Here is a 21,357-nt window from a genome sequence, read left to right as displayed (position 1 = left end):
TCGGCCTCCTAGAAATCATTTACTCTGTTTATCCAATATTCGCGCCGCCATTTCGCAAATTCAGCACGATTTATACCAGATGGGATGTCCCATGTATTGACATGTATTGTACCAGAATTCTTCTGGTGAAAAGTTTGTGTCAGTTCGGCAATCGGTCCCGATTGAGACTGAGTCATATGATGCAAATTAATTGGGTTCCCGTCGGGCCCGATAGGTGCTCGGCCAGACTGCATCAATTCGAGATTTGTCTTTCCTGTTTTAGGATCAACATATTTCGGATCTATTAGGTCATTACGCTGGTAGACCTTATTTCCGTTTATTACTATTGGATCACTCGACCAATACTGCCTGTTCTGCTGAAAATAGTTTTCCACGTCAGCCGCGGTAGCTTTTGACGTTGCCGGTGCCGTTTCATTAAGATTTATTTCATCCTGCTTTATCGTTCCTCTCGGCCTCGAGCCAGCCAGAGCCCCGTAGGCTGCTTCTACTAGGGACTGATTTGACGCATAGAGTAATCCTCCAGTGCGCTTACAATTGTCGCCAGGGTTAGCTTCGCAGAATGCGGCGGTGAAATACGCGTACGCAATATCTCGGGTTAAGTCTGTTTGTCCAGTAACTATGTCCATTTGCTGAAAAGTGAGCGCACTTTCAGCAGCCTCTCGAGATAGTTTTAGCAGTTGCTGATAATCGTCTGCTAGCGTTTCAGCAGAATCTGCAAGACTGGCAACAATTGCGTCCACACACTCCTTTGTTTTACATGCAATTAGTTCATTTTCCTGACTGACATTCAGCTCATGATAAGCCCTAGCTACAGTTTGAAGACAGTTTTGGTCACCGTTACACGCTTTGAGCTCTTCAATCTCCTTGGCGCGTTGTTCGTGTGTTAGATAATTGTATTGAAAGGCATTCCCTGCGTACGAGGCACCGGTTCCGCCGGCGATACCACCCAAACCTTGTAGGATAGACCCTGTGATAGAGTTGGTCATGAAGTCGGCAGCCGAACCGGTGACGCCAGCTTCTTTAACAAATTCTGCAACCAGTTCCTTGATCTTCGGTGCAAGATAGGCTGATGACGCACCGCCGAGCATGCCGGAGAGCATTCCATTGAAGTCGGTAACGCCACCCAGGAGTCCGCCCGCGATGGCGTGAAGGATGGCCGGCCCGGTTCCGCCTTCCTTCCAGAATTCCATCTCTTCAGTGTTTTTGTTCTTATATGCCTCAGCAAATCGGTCTGAAGCATAGTCTCCGATCATCTTGGCCGCTTTGGCAGCCGCATCGTCGTAAAGTTGCTGCGTCTTCAGCTGCTCACTGAGGAGTTTCTGAAGATCAGGAATTCCGGGCAACGACGTGTTAGTATCTGTCGTATCGCGCCGCAGATCATCAATGTTCTGCTGCTGATTGTTGGGATCAGTAATGATGATCTCGCCTGGAGAGATTGCTGAAAGCGCCTTTCCAGTTTCGCTTTCGCCTTCCTTGATCGGCGGCGAGACGAGCGGACCACTTGCGCCGAAGCCACCGCCATAGGTGTCGGCTTTCCATTTGGAATGCGTGTCGAGATCTTCGAACTCGAGCGTTCCAGTCTCAAGGCGATTGTTTTCAGGATCGGCCTCGCTCGTGATCAGACCACCGGTCAGCTTGGTGTTGCCGTCGACCTTTATGTCGAAGCCACCTTCGCCTGCATGAATGCCGGATTGTTCGGAGACGATTGCCGCATCACCCTTGGCTGTCTGGTAAGAGCCGGAGATGCCGCCGGTCATGTTGCCTTGAGCGTTCGTTCCAACACCACCGCTGACATTGACCTGATTGGCCTTGGCTGTCGCGGTATCAAGCTGACTTTCAATGTTCAGATCGCCGCCAATATCAGCAATCACGGTCTCACCGGAAACCGTCGCACCCCGCAGGTTTGTGTCATTGCCGGAGTTGACATAGACAGTTCCGCTGCCTGTCACATGCGTATTGATATTGGTGACGGTGGTATCGTTACCTTTCCCCTGACCGTAGTTGAAACTGACGCCATTGGTCAGAAGATCAAAAGAAGCTCCGCCAGAGACATTCTTGTTGGAGTTTTCAGTGGTTGCTTTGGCACTTTCCAGATTGATGTCATTGCCAGCAATCAGCGCAATATCACCACTCCCGCCTGTCAGAAGCCCGTACTGATCATAACCCGCGCTGACCTGCGCACCGACCGCATTGATATCGCGGCCTGCCTCGATGATGACTGTATCGCCCGCACTGATCGTGGTCGGCACAGGTGTCGATGTCGATCCCTCGGCACTGTTCTTCGAATACTGGAAGCCCACACTGAGCGATGTGCTCAGGAGCGGGCCGTTCTGCAAAAGGCCCGGTTTGAATGGCTGTCCATCTACGAGCGTATCATAGACGTACTTGCCGTTAATCCCAGCGATAGTCGCCATCGCGATGGAATTGGCTGTACTACCTTCACCCACCCTTTTTCCAGCTTCGTAGGCATTGCCGACGGCTGCTGCTGCCTGCGATGAGACTGTTGCGGTAACACCGACAAACAGTTCCTGATGCATGAATTCATAATTGGTCTTGTCTTGCGCCGAGAGCAGATTGACGTCTCGTTCAGCGAGAATGTCGACAGTGGATCCAGCAACAACCTGAGCCGCCTGAAGATTGGCATCACGGCCCGCCGTGATGATCACATCCCGGCCTGCACTCAGGCTTGAAACCGCATTGGTTTCTGCGCCTTCGCTGGCTTCTGTCTTTGCTGAACCAAATCCAATGCCGATCGAGGCTGAACCGTTGCCGGAACTCAGTTGAACACCAAAGCCAGAGCGCTTTTCCTTGTCTTCGGATGCATAGCTTTCCGCACCGGGCAGAATGTTAACGTCTCGTCCGGCTTCCAGCACAATGTCATTGCCGGCTTGCACATGGGAGCCGATAATATTGACATCAGTCTCGCGGGCTTTGATGGAAACATCATTTCCGGCCGAAAGCTGAGAACCGACATTTGCAACGATGTTTTCTTTGCTGCTCTTTTCTTCTTTGCCCCAGACCGAATAGAAGCCGTCGCCGGAACCTGCACCAAGCCCGGATTTCTTGGACGACGACGAGGCATCGTGCTGTTCCTGCGCACCGATGATCGAGACGCTATCACCTTCGATGGCGATATCGTCACCAGCCGTGACCTTGGAGCCTGCAATCACGACATTGTCGCCAGCATTGAGGTTCACATTGCCAGATGCGCCAAGTTCGGATGCAACCGTCGTTTCATCGTAAACGTGGCTCTTGTCGCTCTTCTTCGACAAAAGGCCTGACTTCGATTTGGAAGCATCCGTTTCAACGGTGTCTTTGCCGGACGCAATAATCAGATCGCCCCCTGCATCGATATTCAGATCAGCCTTGTTATCGGCTGTTCCTGCCTGAATGTTCGAGGCAGATATGGTCGTATCTTTGCCGGAGCTGATATCGACACCGTCACCACCGCTGATCGATGATCCAACCGCCGTTTCGGTTTCAGTACGGCTATGGCTTTCCTTCTTGCTGAATATGCCCTTTGAACTCGTATCAAGCTGCGAATAGCCTGTATCTCGCGCTTCTGCGATGGTGACATTGTCGGTAGCGCTGAGATCAACCTTGCCCTTGGCATCAATTTTCGAGCCAATAATATTGAGATCATGGGAATTGTCTGCATCCGCCTTGTCGCCGGCTGCAACACTGACCGAGCCGCCAGAACTGATTTCCGAGCCAATATGAGTTTCGGAGCCCTGCTTGACTTCCGAGCCGATTGTTTCGGTGCGCTGTTGGGCAACCGTGATGTTGATATCGTCCTTGGCTTCGAGGCTGGCGTCACCGCCTGCCTTCACCTTTGAACCTGATATCAGAATATCGTCGCCCGCTTTGATGGACGTGTCACCACCAGACGACAGGTTGGATGTTTGTGCAAAGGTGGAATCGGTCTGCGACATGCGGGTGCCCGCAACGCCATTGACCTTCTTCTCAACGCCTGCCGCGACAACATTGACGGAGCCTTCTTCTGCTTGAATGCCAAGGTTGCCACCTGCTGCGACATTGGAACCAATAACGTTCACATCCTGTTTGGCGGTGATCGTTGTGTCTTTGCCCGATTGAACAGTGGTGCCGATGGCATTGTCGGAACCATTATTGGTCGCTTTTGCCGTGTCGAGCGTTACAGTTTGCCCGGTAAGATCGACATCATTGCCTGCCTTGACCTCTGCACCGCGCAGGCTCAGGTCATTACCAGCTGCAAGGCTCGCATTGCCGCCGGCCTCAACACCACTGCCGGATTTGACGAAAGTCTCATTGCCGATCTGCATCTCGGCTGCACTAATCGTCAGATTTTGCGAGGCCGACAGCGACACGTTGTTTCCGGCCGTAAAGCTGCCACCCATAGCGGTGATGTTGGTCGCATCAAGCTTTAAGTCGGTTTTAGCCTGGATAATGCCAGAATTGCTGACATCACCGACATTCATATCAATCGTGTCACCTGAGATGATTGCGCCAGCAACCGTCAGGTTCGCCTTATCGACATTGGCGATGTAGACTGTTGGAACCAGCACCTCGATGCCGTTCACCGTCTTCTTCTCATACCAGACCATCGTCTCGGTCAGATTGGCAATGAGTTCGGGCGAGAGCTTCTCACCGATCGTCAGACCATGGGCATTGGCAAAGTCGACACCCCGATCAAGCAGCGTCTTCATCTGCTCGATGGCATCACTTCCTGGTATAAATGAACCTTTGCCAAGCCCCTGATTGACGAGTTGGCGCAGTTGCTGATCGATCAGCTGGTTCTCAAAATAGGCATCTCCCAGAAACGGGATTTCCCGATCAGGCTTATAACCGATGCGGTTGATAAAATAACCCGAGCCATAGAACTTGCCCACGTCGAGGAATTCAGCGCGGGTCTCGTAAAGGAATAGCTGGCCTGGAATTGTGCCGCCAAACCCGCCCGAATTAGGCTTTGGTGCAGAATTACCAAGAGCTGCAATCAGATCATCACCGACAAGCGGTGTCCCATTGGCCGACAAACCATTAAGCGCCGCATTTGGCGTATAAAGTGCGCCACCTGCAGTCATTCCATTGAGTATGGTGGTCGGATCATCCGTAGCAGGCGCCGTTGAAAGCTGTGCGCCGCCAGCAATCGAGCCTTCAGCGGATGTGTTGTTGACAGTGGCAAAGCCACTGACGTCCATATTGCCAGCCGCCTTGATGTTTCCGAACGCGCCGCCAACAATGCTTTGGCCGGTAACACGAGAATTGCCTTTGTCGAGATCGTTGACACCGTCTCGATTGCCATTGGCGTCATAGGCTTCGCAGCCGCCTGTCGCTTCACACGTCGAAGTCACAGTGCGATAGAGCGCGACACCTTCGTTATTGAGAACTGATCCGGTTAGTTTTGCATTTCCACCCGCTTCAATCGAGCTGTAAGCATTGTTAAGGATCGTCGCATCGATATTGAGATTGCGGCCAGTCTGGATGAGCGCTTCGGGCGAAAGGTTGCTGTCGAACTGCTGCTCTACAATCGACTGCCGCATCTGAGTGCCTTCATCCCAGGTGAAGGTCCAGGCAAACGGATCGCTCTTGTTAACAATGATGACCGATTTACTCTGCAGGTCCGGCGTCAGAAGAATGTTGCCTTTTCCGTCACCCGGATAACGCGACAGTAGCCAGCTCCGCATTTCAGCAACGCTGTCCAGGCTCTTACCCCAATTCCAGGGCGTATTCTCGTCATAGGACTGAAGGCTTTGCGTGCGATAGGACGTGCCATCGGAAAAGGTGATCACGCCATAAAGCTGCGCCATCCAGGCAAGCTCGGCATAGTCTTCACCAGGATAAAGATTAAGCGGTGCATTGGTGGCCGAATTTGCAAAAATATGGCCAAGCGGCTTACCCCAGGTTTCAGGATTAAGCTCAAACTTCGCAATAGCGTCGTTACTCACGACAACAGTGGACCAGGTCGGAACCGAACTGCGCTTGTTTGTCAGATTGGCCGTGGTAATTGTTGCATCACGCTCGGCTTTGATCAGGCCGGAGACATTGGTGATCGACTGATTGCGGCCACCACTGGAATTTGCGGCAATGATCAAGTCTTGCCCAACCAGGATTGCACCCTGATCGTTTAAAAGATCACCCGCCACATAAAGATGGCCATCCTGTCCCGCATAAACGAGGCCGGTCGAGGTATTGGTGAAGTTGCCTGCGATATTGAAGGTCAGATTGTTGTTGGCTGCAAGCTGACCCGGATTGGTGAGGGATGCGAGCGTCAGCGTCAGATCATTGGCCGCAAGAATGGCGGTTGCTGTGGTCGTCGTGATGGTCTGAGCCGTAATTGCTATATTGCCTGAACCGCCATCAGTCGTTACGGCACGGATTTTTGCATTTGAAGCATCGGCTATACCACTGAGGTTCAGCGTCAAACCGCCAAATGTCAGTGTGGAATTGGCAAGATTGGCCGATGCTGCATTGACGATCAATGTTCCAGCCGTGGCAAGCTTTGAACGATCATTGCTGAGATCAAGGCTCTGAAGGGTGAGTGCAATGTCGCCTTTTACAACGGTATTCTTGTCGAGGCTGATTGTGCCTGAGAGCGAATTCAGATCGGCAGACCCGAAACTCTGCAGACTGTTATAGGTAATATCCTGTTGCGCCTTTGCCTTCAGGTCTCCGCCGCTCAACAACTGATCAGCAGTGATGGAACCGTTGGAGGCATTGAGAACCATTATTCCGGTTCCGGGCGCTCCCGTTTTGAGGATGAGCGAACCGCTTGACTGTTCCGTCGCAGCAAAGTCGACGCCGGAAACGAGAGTTCCAAGATTGAGCGCAGCTGCATTGAGCGTGGCATTGCCGCCAACCAGCGACTGACCGGAAAGTCTAAGTGTGCCGCCAGCAGTGAGGTCGAGATCACCATGCGCAAGCGCATTTGCGGATAGATTATCCGTTGCAGAGGCGAACGCTGCACCGGATGACAGAAGGCGCTGTGCTGTCAGATTGCCTGCCGTCGCCGTCAGATTGAGCGCATGAGACGTATTGGCAAGAACAACATTGCCGTTTGCCAGTGCATTGAGATCAACACCGGCAACAGCCGTGCCGAGATCGATAGAAGCCCCCTTGATGGTGATATCAGAACCCGATAGCAGTTGACCGCTGATAGCCGTCGTGCCGGAGATATTGGTCTCACCATGGCTGGTGACGTTGCCGGATTTAAAGGTAGCCGCATCAGCGAGAACATTACCAGCCGACAAAATTGTTCCAACGTCAATCAATCCGGCTACAGCGGCAAGTGTCACATTGCCGGAGTTGCTGAGAATAATCGGGCCGTTTAGCGCTGATTGACTGGCCGCAAAATCGACGCCCGAAAGAATTCCTCCCGCCTTGATATTTGCGCCAGCAATATCAACATTACCGCCACCAAGAATCTGACCTGAGACATTCGTATCGCCAGCGATCTTGGTGACGCCATGGCTGGTGACGTTTCTTGCAGCAAGTGCGGTACCATTAATATTGAGGTTTCCGGCAGAAAGCAGCGAAGCAACATCGATGGCGCCGGTCGCTTCAATGCGCATATCGCCTGAGGTTTTAAGTTTTATCGCGCCATTGGCTGCATCGGTTGCAGCAAAATCAACGCCCGAGACGACATTTGCAGCGTTCACGGAACGGGCAGATGCGATGAGCGTACCGCCAGAGAGAATATCACCGGTGGCAATGTCGGCCCCGGCGGTGAGCGCCATATTGTTGAAACTGACGAGAGAGGCAGCACTGATTGAGCCCGATGTTGCCGTCACAGTCAGCGCGCTGCCACCTGCTTTCGCGGTTCCAGAGAGCGCGATGTTGCCAGATGTTGCAGCCAAATTTACCGCACCGTCCGCTATGATCTGGCCAGCCGTGATACCTTGCCCTGCCTGCAGGCTTGCGTTCTTTCCGGCGGCGACATTGCCAGTCACAATCGCACCGGACGAAGTCAGCTCGATATTTCCAAGAGACGCTGCATCACCAGCAATCGACAGGAGGCCTGTATCCGTACTGAGGATAACGTCCTCGTCGGCGGAAACCGCTTCAACTGTGATGCCTTTGGCTGCCTTGACGACCACCTTCTTCTTCGAGGTGATCTTCTTGGCTTCGACCTGCCTGCTTTTCGATTGTACGGAAACGCCGTCACGACCGGACGCATTGCCAAGCGATATCTTGCCATCGGCAGAAAGCGTGAGCTCGCCCGCATTGGCTGCCATATCATTGCGCATGCGCACGCCAGCGCCCTTGTCGGTCACAACGATCTTGATGCGGTCAGCCTGCATGGCACCCAGTGCCGAGCCGTCGATGGCGAATTCGCCCGCATCGTCGGCACCATCCAGTGCTGTGGCTTCACCCGTAGCGTAGTCGAACTTTTGTCGACCTGCAGAAAGGCGCAAATGCTTGCCATTGACAGGCCCGTCAATCTGGACGCGACGCGAGACAATGTCGAACAGATCGACCGCACCGTCACCGGAAGCAAAATTGGCCCCCTTAGATCCAAAGGTGACATCGCCGCCCTGAACCGTGAAACCTGTCAGATGACCCGTACCATCAATATCCGGTGTGCCTGTGGTCAGCGCCGCACGCGGTGTATTGATGAAGCCGCAGCCATCACATGTGATGCCGTTGGGATTGGCGATAATGACATCGGCCCGTCCGCCGAACACTTCGGTTGCGCCCTGCAGAGCCGAGCGATTGCCGCTCGTCACCTCGTTGAGAATAACGCTTGCAGGTCCACTATTCTTCAGATTGGCATTGCCGGGCGTCACACCGCCGAGTTTCGAGGTTCCGAGCTCGCTATTGTGATTGTTAAGGATCAGGCCCGGATTGCCGACGTTGAAGTCTCCATATTTATTATGCGACAAACCTTGTCCGTTGGGTGTCACAATATCGACAAGCGGCACGCCGTTAGGTGCGACCCCGACACCCGGTTGATTACCGATTGGCGCGTTCACATCAGGTGTTAGCTGCTGCGCTTGCAATAATACAGGCTGGAACACCAGAAGCCCGCTAAGTAGGCTGGCAACACATTTGCGGGCAAATGCGGCAGGATCAAACCAGCGATGTGTCCGCTTGGTTCCCTTGGAGAAACCGGTTACACGCGAGAAATAATGACGGTATGCAAAATTCTTCATGGCCGATCCTGAAATAGTCTGGAATTTAATGAGATCGTTTCAAACTGGATGCAGAATGTATCCTGAACAGCGATAGGCGGCCGGATCGCGCTCCGGCCTACCCGAGATCAGTTACTTCGGGGCAAGCCATCTCTTTGCATTCTTTGTAAAGTCGGCGGCAAGCTTTTCCGCCAGATATTCTTGGCTCTTCGTCATCACAGCGTTTGCTGCCATAGCGATCGCCATACCGCTGAGCCCATATCCTTTCACACCGCGGTTCTCTCCTGTAATACGCGGGTTTTGTGCGATCAGGCGCCCCGTTTTGATGTCTTCCAGGCGCACAGTCCCAGTAATTGTGCTGTCGCTGCCCATCAAAACGCGTCCCTGCTCCGATGCCAGGTTTGCCCGCTGCAGCGTGATGACAAGACGCGCCGGAGTGGCTCCGCCTGGGTGACCTTTAAGGTCGCGCACTGCGACTTTCTGCAGTGCGGAAACCACGATCGCCACCTGTTGCTCTGGCGTCTTGCCATTGATCATCGGTAGGCCTGTTCCAACATCCGGGGTCGCTTCGACACGAACTTCGGCTACGTGTGTACCGCGCAATGCCTCAGCAAGACGAGGATCAGTCGTCTGACAAGCAACCACTAGGAAACAAAGAGCAGTGATAGTCAGGGCTTTCAAAACGAAAACTGGATGAGATACGAAAGTTATCATTTGTCTATTTCCCGTTAACCAACGTGCTCGCACGATCAACAGCCGCGCCAAAACCTTTAAGAGAAACAGTGAAGGGGATGTTCTGATTATCGATAGAAACCGCAGCAAGCTTTAGAGCTTTCCCCTTGCGGGTCGCATCGAGAGTGGTTTTGTCAAAGCTGATTGGAACAATGCAACCAGCCGGAAAACACGTTTTGAAATTGTATGGTTTGCCTATTTGGCCATCATCCAGCTGCATCGTCACGCCACGAGAAAATTCCAAACCAAATGGTAGTGTGAGATTGCCTTGATAGGCATTATCCTGCGGCAAAGGGCTCAATCGGATATCCAGTACCCGCTGGCCATTTTGTTGTTGTGCCTGAGTTTGCGATACGACGCATTGGGTTTTACCGTTCGCAGCTGCACAGGAGACGGTCCAATCCTCGAAGGTTTCCGTCAAAGATGACGCTCCGCCGGGCAGTGTGGAAGGCTTGTCGCCTTTGCCGTCTTGTGCGTATGCGCCATGCGCCATACCGCCAAGTAGAATGGTTAACGACAGCAATCTCACCGCACTCGCTTTAAGCGCGGTCGGTTTTTTGGTCGAAGACGTAATGCAGTATGAAGTCATTTGGGTTGCCACTTTCAAAATTGCAGCGATGTGCTGACAAAAAATAAATCCTTGCCGTTGGTCTCGGCCGTGCTCTTGATGATACGTGAGTAGCCGATATCGGCAGCGATATTGCCGCCTGCCAGGCGGGTGCCGACTGTCCAGCCAGAAACGTCGCCGCCCTCAATACCGAAGCGGTCTTGTGCGAACACGTGGCCGTAATCGATGGCCGCATAGGGCCGCAATTCGCCGAGCCGTTTGGTCAGGAGCTCACTGTCCTTCCACGGCAACGTGCGCCAGACGAGCTCATTGCGGGTGAACAGCCCACTATTGCCGAACAGAATGCTGTCGCGGGTTCCGCGCACATTGGAATAGCCGCCCAATGAAATCTGTTCCGCACCATAAAGATTGTCTGGGGAATACTGTCCGTTGATCAGTGTTGAGAACTGGAAGTTCTGGTTTGCCAGCTGGAAAGGTTTGGTGACGTTTATCGTGCCTGTGAATTTGGAGAATTCCGGCTCTGCGTCGCCCGCACCGGGATCACCGCGTTTCGTCGCGCCAAACACGCCAAGTCCCTGATTATAGCTTAAGTCAAAGACCCAGAGCCCACCCAGCATGCGACGCGAATGGGAAATGCCTAAGTTTGCGACCGAATATTTCCGACTTCCAACTTCGATCAAGTTACCCATCAGGAAATTGTTGGTTTCCTTATAGGCAATACCTGCATTGAGCGTTGTAATCGAATTTTGATCGCGCAGAATAACGCGGTCGACATTGAAACCAAGCTGACCAGAATCGCCCGACGTGTCGATATCGCCAAAATTCCCCGGAACCAAGCTACGATATTTGTAGTAGGAACCATTGAGCGTGAAGCTCCAATATCCGTAAGGTACACTGATCGAGCCCGAAATGCTGTTGCTTTGTCCAACACCATCATTGGGCCATGGATAATCAGGTCCGGTGTGTTCATAGGTGAGCGACACCAAGTCATTTAGATTGAACAGATTATCCATGCGGAATGAAACTGAAGACCGCGAATAACCGGTCGATTTCTGACCAAGATTGTTGTTGGCCACCGAGAAATGCCACGGCAGACCCGGCTTATTCTCGACATTGAGAATAGACGCTCCAGGTTCTTTGCCCGGCAACATTGACGTCTTGGCGTTGTTAGAAGACAATCGATTGACCTGATCGAGGCCTTGCTCAACGTCGCGGATATTAACGGGTTTACCCTTCAAACCCGGAAAGGCTGTTGCGATCAATCCCGGATAGACTGCAGGTTTACCATTCAGGTAAATATCAGAAAGTGAACCTTCAGCCGCCACAAGGCGCAAGACCTTGGTCTTTGCAATATCCTGCTCCGGCACGTAGACACGCGACGTGATATAGCCTGCATCCATGTAAAGACTGGTGATGTCTTTCAACAGAACATTGATGTCAGCAAGCCCGATACACTTGTTCTGATAAGAAGCCAATGTGGGCGCAAGCGCTGACGTTGAAAGCAGAGTGACGCCTTCAACCTCGACACGGGTGATTGCGAAACACGGTCCTTGTGCTGCTTTGCTCAAAGGTCCCGTTTGCTCGGGTTTGGCTGGCGTCATTTCACGGGGAGTTGCATCACCCAACGCACGTAATCGCTGCTCCGAATCCTGCTCTGCTTGACGGCGCATGAAATCATCGGCAGGAGATGCCGCTGCATTCGGCAACAGATTGGGTGGCTGCTGGGCAAAACCAGAAGCTGTTGAAGCAAGCAGCGCCACGCAAAGCCCAAGCCAAAGCTGGCCGCCCAAACGAACAGAATACATCATAATCTTATCCGTCAGGCTTTAGTTGGTTTTTGCAATTCTGCGAGAGCCTTGGTGAGCCCCTTCAATGAAAACTTCAGATTGATGTTCTGACCGTTCATCAGGCGCAGACGGGCTTCTCCTGCAGACCCTTTTTGCAAAGCAGCGAGCATTTTCTGATCGAGCTTTTGCTGCGCCCAGCATCCAGCTTGATTACAATTGCGGTAAGGGATCGTAACGACATCTTTGCCATCAGCAGCCAACCCAAGCCCGATTGGCAGTACAACATTCAGCGGCACAAGCGCGGTCAATAACAGCTCATTGCCGGAAGGCTTCTTGCCAGCTTCGGGCGCAGCCTTTGCAATGGCCAATGTGAGAACATTGACGTTCTCCTCGCCCTGTTTGACCTGAGCAATCTGTGCCACTTCACATTGTGACAGAGCTTTACCGTCTGCGGCCTTGACTTCGGCGCAACGATAATACCAATCATCAAATCGTTTTGATTGGACTGCAGACTTCTCCGATGTTGCTGCATCTTGACCCTGGACCGATACTACGGTTGCAGCCAAAATGATGACAGTTGCACTTAAAAGCGTCGTGCCCAATTGTAATTGCATTTCAGTCACATCCCCAATTCAACCAAACATGGCCCTCGTCATGTCGGTAGATCGTTCGTAACAGCTAAATATACTGATCACGAAGATTCGATTGAATTCCCAAAACTCGATTGCAGGGTTGGCTAGAAGCCGATCAATTGTTGTCTGGCCAACGATACTACACTCGAAGCAATGTGATCCGAATGAGTGACTTTCTCCGCAATGTCAACTACAGATAGTGACATTCCCTGACACATCATACTTTAGTCGAACGAAGAGAAATTAGACTATACGGGATTTATAATTTTCTAGACCCATAAGCATTAGTTCATAGCATTTCTTGGTAGAAGATATTTTCGCATCGAGTGTTGCATTGCAATGGTTCCGTTATTTCTGCTTCCGCGTTCCTGCTCTGAAAAGACTAAGAGTGACTGCGGAATTATTTTGCCACCGCTCATTGAGATACTAATTGACGACAGCAATTATGTCCTGTTCTAGCTTCAATAGTTTCGCGGAGAAAGTTTCATTCTTTTCTAATGCAATTCATGCTTTGGCTTGCTTCAGATAACTCTCCGTCAGTCGACTATCCAATGATGATTGGATCCAATCTAAACGCTAGTCGCATAGTTTGATCAACACAGATAGTGAGAAAGTCGAGGCGGAGAGCTGAAATTGACAGCCTCGAGCATGTCTCCCAAAAGTGGGAACCTGTTTTTGAATAAAGACATGCGTAAAAACAAATAGATAGGCGCTAACGATTCATCTTAAACAGGAAATGCTCTAGAATGCTAGGACCAAACATCTAGTGAAGAAACCAAAGCAGTAGCGCCCCTTTGACACGTGAGGGCTGAATTGGTCTGCACCTGTTGGCGTTAGTGAAACTATAGGGCGATGTGAGGTGGTATGCGACCCAATCCGCCGTCAACGGGGCCGGCGAGCTTTTGCAGCGTCCTTAGCCATCGCGGTGGCCGGTACCGACGTGTTTTCGAAGTTAAACAAATTTGCAGCCATAAAGTCCACGAAAACGCGGATCTTCGGCGATAAATAACGGCTTGTGGGCCAAAGGACACGGAATATGCCCGCTTCTGCTGTATAATCATTAAGTACCGGGACTAACTTGCGTTCCGCTATCTGTTGAGCCACTGCGAAATGTGGCAAGCAAGTTATGCCAAAGCCATTCTCAGCAAGGTTAACGAGCGGTTCAAGGGTACTTGCTATCGTCGTCGTCGGAAGAACGATGCGCAGATCTTTGCCTTCCCTCGCCAACGGCCACGGCTCCAATTTTCCCGAATTGGCATATCTGTGATGCATACAACGATGACGCAGCAGGTCTTCGGGGACTTGCGGAACACCAGCCTTTTCGAGGTAGGCTGCCGAAGCGACTATTCGATGTTGAAACGTGCCAAGCTTTCGACTCATCAGCCGCGTATCTCGCACCTCGCCCGTACGGACAACGGCATCGAAACCTTCTTCGATTACGTCAACTAAACGATCTGTAAAATCGAGGTCCAGCCTGATTTCGGGATATGCCGTCATGAAGGCCGATATAGCTGGCATCAACAGCATTCCCGTCAAAGGAAAGCTTACTCTCAACAGGCCGTGGGGAGTGGTGTGGGATCTTGAAAGCTGCGCTTGTGCTGCGTCCAGCTCAGACAGAATGCGTCGGCAAGTATCCAAAAAGAAGCTGCCTTCCTCCGTCAGGGTCATACTGCGGGTCGAGCGATGGAAAAGGCGCACGCCCATCTCTCGTTCAAGACGCGCAATTGCTTTGCCAACTGCGGAACTGGAGAGACCTAAACGATGGGCGGCGGCTACAAAGCTGCCGCCTTCAGCCGCTTGAACAAAGATACCTAGCGTACCAAACTTATCCATATGCCCCCGATTAAGGAAAACTATTCCGCTCTCATTGGAATACACGATTGTTTATCGCGTATTACGCAACCGATATCCAGTGTGCTCGGCAAATGATGCCGTTTTTCATGAGAGGAATATAAAATGGATAAAAAATTGGCCGCCGGATTTGTTACCTCACCGATGCCAACCACGTTTATCGTCAATGTCATTCACGTTCATCCCGGCAAGCAGGACGAAGCGTTCCAGATTATTCAGGATGTCGTTCACTACGTAGCTGAGAGAAAAGCGGGATTTCTTTGGAGCAACCTTGCCAAAAGCACGGATGGACTGACCGTGGTTAACATCGAGGCAATTCAGGGTGCAGGAAACGTCGACGAGTTCTTCTCCGATCCGGTTTTCGTTGAGAAGTTCCGCAAGCTTGACGCTGTCTCTACGAGCGAGTTCCACACATACAATGTCGGCGATCTGGTTTTGCCCAAACTCGGACTGGCAGGTTGAACATCATGTCCTGTTCGATTCTGGATAATCGCAAAGTGGTCGAAAGGCACGATTCCACGCCATTGCCCACGGCAGCCTTGCTTGCTCTTGCCATGGCTGGTTTCATCACCATCTTAACTGAGGCCTTACCGGCGGGACTTCTCCCGCAGATGCAGGCGGAGCTAGGTGTTAGCCCCGCTGCTATTGGTCAGCTCATTACCGTATATGCTGCAGGTTCGCTGGCGGCGGCCATTCCGCTCACGGCCGCTACACAGCATTTTCGGCGCAAACCGCTCCTCCTTTACACAATTGGGGGATTTGCAGTGGTCAACACGATAACAGCAATCACGGGAAGCTTCAGCGTCATGTTATTGGCGCGCTTTTGCGCCGGCATCTGCGCAGGTCTGCTTTGGGCGATGATCGCCGGCTATGCGGCACGAATGGTATCGGATGAGCTCAAAGGACGCGCTATTGCGATTGCGATGGTCGGCACACCGTTAGCCCTATCGATGGGTATTCCCGCAGGAACGCTGCTAGGGGCGACAATCGGCTGGCGAAGTGCTTTTGCGGTGATGACGGTATTAACCTTGGTTCTGATCATCTGGGTATGGCGGAAAGTGCCTGATTATCCTGGCATGACAGTCACTAAGCGGGCCTCTATCAAGGGCACACTGGCAATTGCAGGATTTAAGCCGGTTTTAATGGTAACCCTGCTCTTTGTCCTGGCGCATAATATCCTTTATACTTACATCGCGCCGCTCGTGGTTCCCGCAGGGTTAGCTCAGAAACTCGATTTCGTCCTGCTTTTGTTCGGGTTAGCGGCAATTGCAGGGATCGGTATCGTTGGATATCTAATTGGTCGAAGGCTGCGCGAACTCGTACTAGCAAGCATTCTGCTTTTCGCAGTGGCCGCGTTAATTCTTGGGGTCGCTGGCGCGGTGTCGGAACTATTCTGGCTGGCAGCTGGTGTTTGGGGATTGGCTTTTGGAGGTGCCGCCACTCTGTTTCAGACTGCAGCCACGAATATCTCTGGCCGATCTTCGGACGTTGCTCAGTCTATGATCGTGACAGTCTGGAACTTGGCGATAGCTGGCGGCGGCATCATGGGTGGCCTTTTGCTCGAACACTTAGGCACCGGCTGGCTTTCTTGGTCGGTTTTGGCGTTACTATTACTCGCCTATGTTATTGCATTCTTAACTAAAGATAGGGCCTTTCCGCCCAACCGCGCCTGATTACCTCATTATCGTTCCCAATACGGAATGAACGGCCTGTTTTACCGTCTTCTACGCTCTCCCACCAACCGCTAGAGTCCCTGAACGGAAAAAGGAAGGTGATCAGAGTGAGGGCCTAGTGGTGGCGGGGATTTAACCGCATCAGGATTTGGCAGCCGACAATCCTTGTTTGCATTCAGCATTCAGCATCCATCAACTACCAAATCTCGGCATCTCAGGCTTGCTTTTAAAACAATGTCCCGCGCGCGAAACTTCTCTCCACCTTTAATTGTTTCGCGCAAGGTTCAGTTCTCCGACCAGGCAGAGCGCAGCGCGTAAGTAATATCGAGCACTGCAGCAATCATTCCGGTTAAACCACCAGCTCAGAAGTCTGTGATAGACCATCGATGGGTTCTCCAAGGTGAACTGCTAGCAAAGAAACGTCGGCAGTTCCCCCTCCCACTCGCGCGAGGTCAACGGAGACCGAAAAATCTATGGTGCGATTGCTGTGGAGCCGTATTCGCCTATCAAGTCATTTATCGCCATTACAAAATCATCCCTTAAGACGACTACATGTCCGGCATTCCTCTGGTCTCATATGTGACGGGCATGCTCAATCTCGAATTTTGGTCAGTCTCGACGAGTGGACTAACACGTTAAGGCAGCCCCGTGCTATCTGGGGCATAAACAATCAAAGGTTCGCCATTGACGTCCTGGTTGTGAGATACGTCTTGAAAGGTGAAGGCAGCGATTTTGAGAGTACCGCGAGCGTAAAAGTCTGCCCGCGCGGTCTCTCCCCATGGGCGGATATAACGCCGGAAGTAATTTCCGTTGGCGGCAAGAAACAGCTAAAACGAATATCGAAATAGGGGAACAAACAATTGCAGGCGCTGATCACAGGGCAATGTCTAAAGGGTGAGAGAAGCGCCAATTCCGAAGCGGGACAATGCCTAAGCGGAACACATCACTGATAATACATCGCCCATATAAAGCTGGAGTTGTTTTATTAGCACCCAAGACCGTGTGCACGATTTGGACACTTCCCAGGAAAGGTGCCACGTATCAGGCAACGCACATCATGACGAGGCTTACAAACATAAAAGCAAAGGTTTTGGCTAAATACAGCCGGCGCCTATGGCAAATCCCAAGCCAAATTAACCAGCTGGGTGAATTCCGGATAACAATCAGCCGTCTGTCGCAATGTATCTCTAAAATACCCAAGTTAAAGATCAACTTTGCGGATATTCGTGGTCTGGGAGACTTAGTCCCAATTAACAGGCGAACTTATGACCACGCGGCCCCTCGTTCATTAACAAAAACATTGCGATCTGGATCAATCCTCAGATTCTTCAGAATTCCAGCGTCGTGTATTTTTCCTGCAAAAGCCGAATGGTGAGATGTTGAAGCAGAATAATCGTCTTGGCGTCGCGAATATCGCCGCAACTGATCATCTGCATTGCCTTGGACAGCGTAACTTCGAGCACATCTATGTCTTCGCCTTCGGCAACCGACCCACCGCCTGCCCCCACTTTATCGCTCTCGGCATATTCGCCATAGAAGAACGCCAGATATTCTGTGACCGATCCGGGGCTCATATATACATCGTACAGATGAGTTAGTTCGAAAACCTTATATCCGGTTTCCTCCATCAGTTCCGCACGCATTCGCTCTGCTGGATCAGCGCCCTCCAGCAGTCCTGCAGGCGCTTCAATCAGCGATTCTAAACCGCCGTTCAAAAGTACGGGCAACCGGAACTGGCGGGTAAGCAGGACGTTGTCACTTGCCGGATTGTACAAAAGGCATGCCGCGCCATTACCACGGTCATATGCCTCGCGAGTCTGCCGCTGCCAGCTTCCATCCCTCAGCCGAAGTTCATACTCATATTCGGTTAGCCGTCCCCAATCATCTGCCAATACGCGTTCGGATATCGGTCGGTAAACACTATCATCCATCAAATCGCCTCGTTCTTCTTTTCAAAGGGCGTGTAGCCGGCCTTCTATGTGGGTACGCGTTTCGCCCCCCACCCATATCTGGCCGATATCGTCGCGGATGAGGTAAATGCGGCCGTGACGACCAAGGCGCGTCCCTTGCGCGGCCACATAGTCTCCCGCAACGAATCCCGTCGCAAACAGCCACTGCGCCAGCGAGGCGTTGAGGCTTCCGGTAACGGGATCTTCGGCGATAGCGCCCAGGTGATCGCTGAAGAAGGCGCGCACCTCCAACGCGGCCTCGCTGCCTTTCGCATGAGGACCAACCACACCGACATCGATGCGGCCTGACCAATTGCGGACCGGTTCTAGCAGTAGCACTTTCTCTGCTGACGCAAGCCTGACCCCCAGCCATCCCGGACCATTGTCTATCCAGGCGGCGTCGATGATGTCACGGGACTCGATCCCCAATAGCCGCCGAGCCTCGTCCAGTTCTTCGGGTGTTGGTGCGCCCGAACGAATAAGCGGCGGCGCAGCAAAGGATAGTCGCCCATCGGCGCGCCGGATTCTGACCAGACCGGCGCCACATTCCTGCACGATGCCCGTTTCGTGTTTGGGTGTGCCGCCGGCTGCGAGCCAAGCATGACAACTCCCTAGTGTGGGATGTCCAGCGAACGGCATTTCCCTGTCTAACGTGAATATCCTGACCCGATAGTCAGCATCTGGATGCCTGGGTGGCAGCAAAAATGTGGTTTCGGAAAGGTTGAACCACCGCGTTATTCGCTGCATTTCATCTGTCGTGAGATTGTCAGCACCGGTGATGACCGCAAGTGGATTGCCAGAAAACGGCCCGGAACCGAATACATCAACCATGTGGATAGCAAGCGGCATAACGTTACTCTTTCAATTCTGACCAGGTTGGGAAGCGTGAGTACACTTCAAACCTGTGAGACAAGCAGTTTAAGTCCGGCGGCTGCAAAGATCACCGATAGAACGGCTTCGATCCAGCGCCGCAATCTGGCGTAAAAGGCAATCATCGAGGCGGTAGAAAACAGTATGGCATAACCGCCGAACACTATTATGCCAAGGAAAGCGCAGCCACCGATGATCGCCAGCAGCATTCCAGGGGGCACATCCGCGCGAAACCCCAGTGACATGATCGCAATCCAAGCCAGAATGGCCTTCGGATTGCCGATGTGCATGAGCAGGCCCTGCCGGTAGAGCGAGCGGCAATGCGGCACACCTGCCGTGGTATTCTGTGCGATTCCAGACATGGGTTTGAGTGCCGACTTACCCGCGCGGAAAGCCAGATATAAAAGGTAAACGCCGCCAAGGATTTTTATGATGAACAGCGCCTGAGCATAGGTGGCTAGTACCGCGGACAACCCCGTCGCAGTCAGCACTGCCCAGAAGAGCGAGCCGGTGATGACACCTGCCGCCAATACAAGCGCTGGCAGACGGCCATCACGCATTGCGGTAGCCATGATTGCCATGTTGCTTGGCCCTGGACTAGCGGTTGCGATGAGGTAAGTGCCGTAGACGAGGGCGAGCTGGCTGAAGATCATTGGGGCCTCTTCCAGAAAATGAAGCTGCGCTCCGGTGGAGTTATCCAATGTCACCGCGATGAACAAGGTGGATCTTGTTACCGTCGGGGTCGCGCAGATAGGCTCCGAAGTAGCCGTCGCCATAGTGCGGGCGTGGCCCTGGACCGCCATCGTCCGTTCCTCCATTCGCCATTCCGCCGGCATAGGCCTCGTTTACTGCCTCCTCCGATGGCGCCAGGAAAGCGACCATGCTACCGTTACCGACTGTGGCTGGTTCACCATTGAAGGGACTATAGACATAGAAACGGGGTAAGGATTCGTGCGGTGATACCCAACACAGTGACGCAGGACCGCCATCAGGAGTGACGATCCGGCGTTTCAACCCTAGCGGTATAAGCACGGCATCATAGAATTGCCCTGCCTGCTGGAGATTACGCGTTCCGACGGTGACATGGCTGAACATTAGAACCTCAATGCGCCGCGTGAGTGTCGCGGTCACCGTTGCAAAGTGTGGATTTCATTCAATATTGTCATAACCTATGGTACGCTTGCTGTTTATTGAAATAATGTAACCGAGACACTTTTATTGAGGTCGCTGCCGTTTGACGGCCCCCTTTGGATACTGTGAACATCGAGGCCAATGCCGCGGAACAGTTGGCGGTTAAGCTTGCGGACGACATTATCGAGGGGCAGCTCCCTCTAAACCTGACAGTAATCCCGAGTTTCTAACGAAGTCGAACCACTCCGAGACCAGTAAGAATGCCGGGGATCGGCGCGTGCTGTGCCAGCAAAACTTCCGGGATTAGTAAAGCCGGATACATTCGCCGCCATTCGTGCCAAAGCTGCACCGAGTGCGGCGGCAAATATTTGCACGTTCGTATTGGAGGCAGAAGGCAGTTGTTGTTCGCCATCGGGCGCAACCTGAAACATACAAGTCAACAGATGCGGCCATGCCAACCCCACGCCCGATCCCATGGCGAGGGAAGTAAGCCAAATCGGTGTGAGTTCGATCTGCATTTTTGGTGATGGTCTGCCCGGCCGAAGCTTTTGACATGACATATTCAGCGGCGGTGAATGTTCACAGGGATCATAGAATGATAATCTGCGTTAAGTGGTGCTAATACACCAATTGTTAGCGAAAACACCACAAGCCATGCGAAAGAAAAATGCTTGTGCCTCCATCTGAACCGAAGACTTTATTGAGCCTGTGGGAATATCGTATATCGATCTAAATATATTTCTGTTACTGCAAGTACCTTAACGTTTGGCCGCATTATTAGGTTAGAACTATGCTCATCGACCGCATTAAGACGTTTTTGTGCAGTCTACCTATCGCTGCAATCCTATGCTGGACTATCACAAATCTCAAAAGTGAAACAGTAAGTTCCTCTTCGGATATTTTTTCAGTCGGTTTTGGTTGGCCGTTTAAGTGGATATATCAGGACTTTTCACGATTTTCGTTTGGGAGGTACCCACATGATTTGAAAGTGACTTGGGTCAAATTTAATCAGCTCCCAACACATGTAAACTGGATTACATTTTCTCTTAATGTGCTG

Annotated in this window: 12 protein-coding genes; 2 read left to right on the top strand and 10 right to left on the bottom strand. The window is 52.2% G+C overall.

What is annotated here, in order from left to right; genetic code table 11:
• Positions 1 to 8: 8 nt before the first annotated feature.
• From CES85_RS26495 to CES85_RS26470, 6 genes are all read right to left on the bottom strand, one after another.
• The gene (locus CES85_RS26495) at positions 9 to 9,128 is read right to left on the bottom strand and encodes a hemagglutinin repeat-containing protein (RefSeq protein WP_095448730.1); all 9,120 of its coding nucleotides are present in this window, start codon (positions 9,126 to 9,128) and stop codon (positions 9 to 11) included.
• Positions 9,129 to 9,239: 111 nt separating this feature from the next.
• Positions 9,240 to 9,821, bottom strand: a complete 582-nt coding sequence (locus CES85_RS26490; protein WP_095448729.1) for a hypothetical protein — start codon at positions 9,819 to 9,821, stop codon at positions 9,240 to 9,242.
• Positions 9,822 to 9,825: 4 nt separating this feature from the next.
• Positions 9,826 to 10,440 (bottom strand): invasion associated locus B family protein, encoded by a 615-nt coding sequence (locus CES85_RS26485; protein ID WP_157743537.1) that lies wholly within the window; start codon positions 10,438 to 10,440, stop codon positions 9,826 to 9,828.
• Positions 10,441 to 10,442: 2 nt separating this feature from the next.
• A complete protein-coding gene (locus CES85_RS26480; RefSeq protein WP_244923349.1) occupies positions 10,443 to 12,215 on the bottom strand; it encodes a ShlB/FhaC/HecB family hemolysin secretion/activation protein in 1,773 nt (590 codons plus the stop codon).
• 11 nt (positions 12,216 to 12,226) lie between these two features.
• Entirely contained in the window at positions 12,227 to 12,808 is a 582-nt protein-coding gene (locus tag CES85_RS26475) for an invasion associated locus B family protein (protein WP_095448726.1), read from the bottom strand.
• A gap of 900 nt (positions 12,809 to 13,708) precedes the next feature.
• On the bottom strand, positions 13,709 to 14,659 hold the full coding sequence (locus CES85_RS26470) for a LysR family transcriptional regulator (RefSeq protein ID WP_095448725.1): 951 nt from the start codon (positions 14,657 to 14,659) through the stop codon (positions 13,709 to 13,711).
• Between the two features lie 123 nt (positions 14,660 to 14,782).
• Here CES85_RS26470 and CES85_RS26465 point away from each other — a divergent pair, with 123 nt between their 5' ends.
• Together CES85_RS26465 and CES85_RS26460 are read left to right on the top strand one after the other, a co-directional pair.
• On the top strand, positions 14,783 to 15,139 hold the full coding sequence (locus CES85_RS26465) for an antibiotic biosynthesis monooxygenase (RefSeq protein ID WP_095448724.1): 357 nt from the start codon (positions 14,783 to 14,785) through the stop codon (positions 15,137 to 15,139).
• A gap of 5 nt (positions 15,140 to 15,144) precedes the next feature.
• Positions 15,145 to 16,350 (top strand): MFS transporter, encoded by a 1,206-nt coding sequence (locus CES85_RS26460; RefSeq protein ID WP_095448723.1) that lies wholly within the window; start codon positions 15,145 to 15,147, stop codon positions 16,348 to 16,350.
• Between the two features lie 1,328 nt (positions 16,351 to 17,678).
• Here CES85_RS26460 and CES85_RS26455 read toward each other — a convergent pair.
• From CES85_RS26455 to CES85_RS26440, 4 genes are read right to left on the bottom strand one after another with little or no spacing between them, the layout of a single operon-like run.
• On the bottom strand, positions 17,679 to 18,281 hold the full coding sequence (locus CES85_RS26455) for an NUDIX domain-containing protein (protein ID WP_095448722.1): 603 nt from the start codon (positions 18,279 to 18,281) through the stop codon (positions 17,679 to 17,681).
• Positions 18,282 to 18,302: 21 nt separating this feature from the next.
• Positions 18,303 to 19,148: a PhzF family phenazine biosynthesis protein gene (locus tag CES85_RS26450; protein ID WP_095448721.1), complete on the bottom strand. Its 846-nt coding sequence runs from the start codon at positions 19,146 to 19,148 to the stop codon at positions 18,303 to 18,305.
• A 47-nt stretch (positions 19,149 to 19,195) separates the two neighbouring features.
• A complete protein-coding gene (locus tag CES85_RS26445; RefSeq protein ID WP_095448720.1) occupies positions 19,196 to 19,822 on the bottom strand; it encodes a LysE family translocator in 627 nt (208 codons plus the stop codon).
• Positions 19,823 to 19,862: 40 nt separating this feature from the next.
• On the bottom strand, positions 19,863 to 20,264 hold the full coding sequence (locus tag CES85_RS26440; protein ID WP_095448719.1) for a VOC family protein: 402 nt from the start codon (positions 20,262 to 20,264) through the stop codon (positions 19,863 to 19,865).
• Between the last annotated feature and the right edge of the window lie 1,093 nt (positions 20,265 to 21,357).

Source organism: Ochrobactrum quorumnocens (assembly GCF_002278035.1).
GTDB lineage: Bacteria > Pseudomonadota > Alphaproteobacteria > Rhizobiales > Rhizobiaceae > Brucella > Brucella quorumnocens.
The sequence above is the reverse complement of the archived record's forward strand: the minus strand, read 5'-3'. Positions and strand labels throughout refer to the sequence as shown.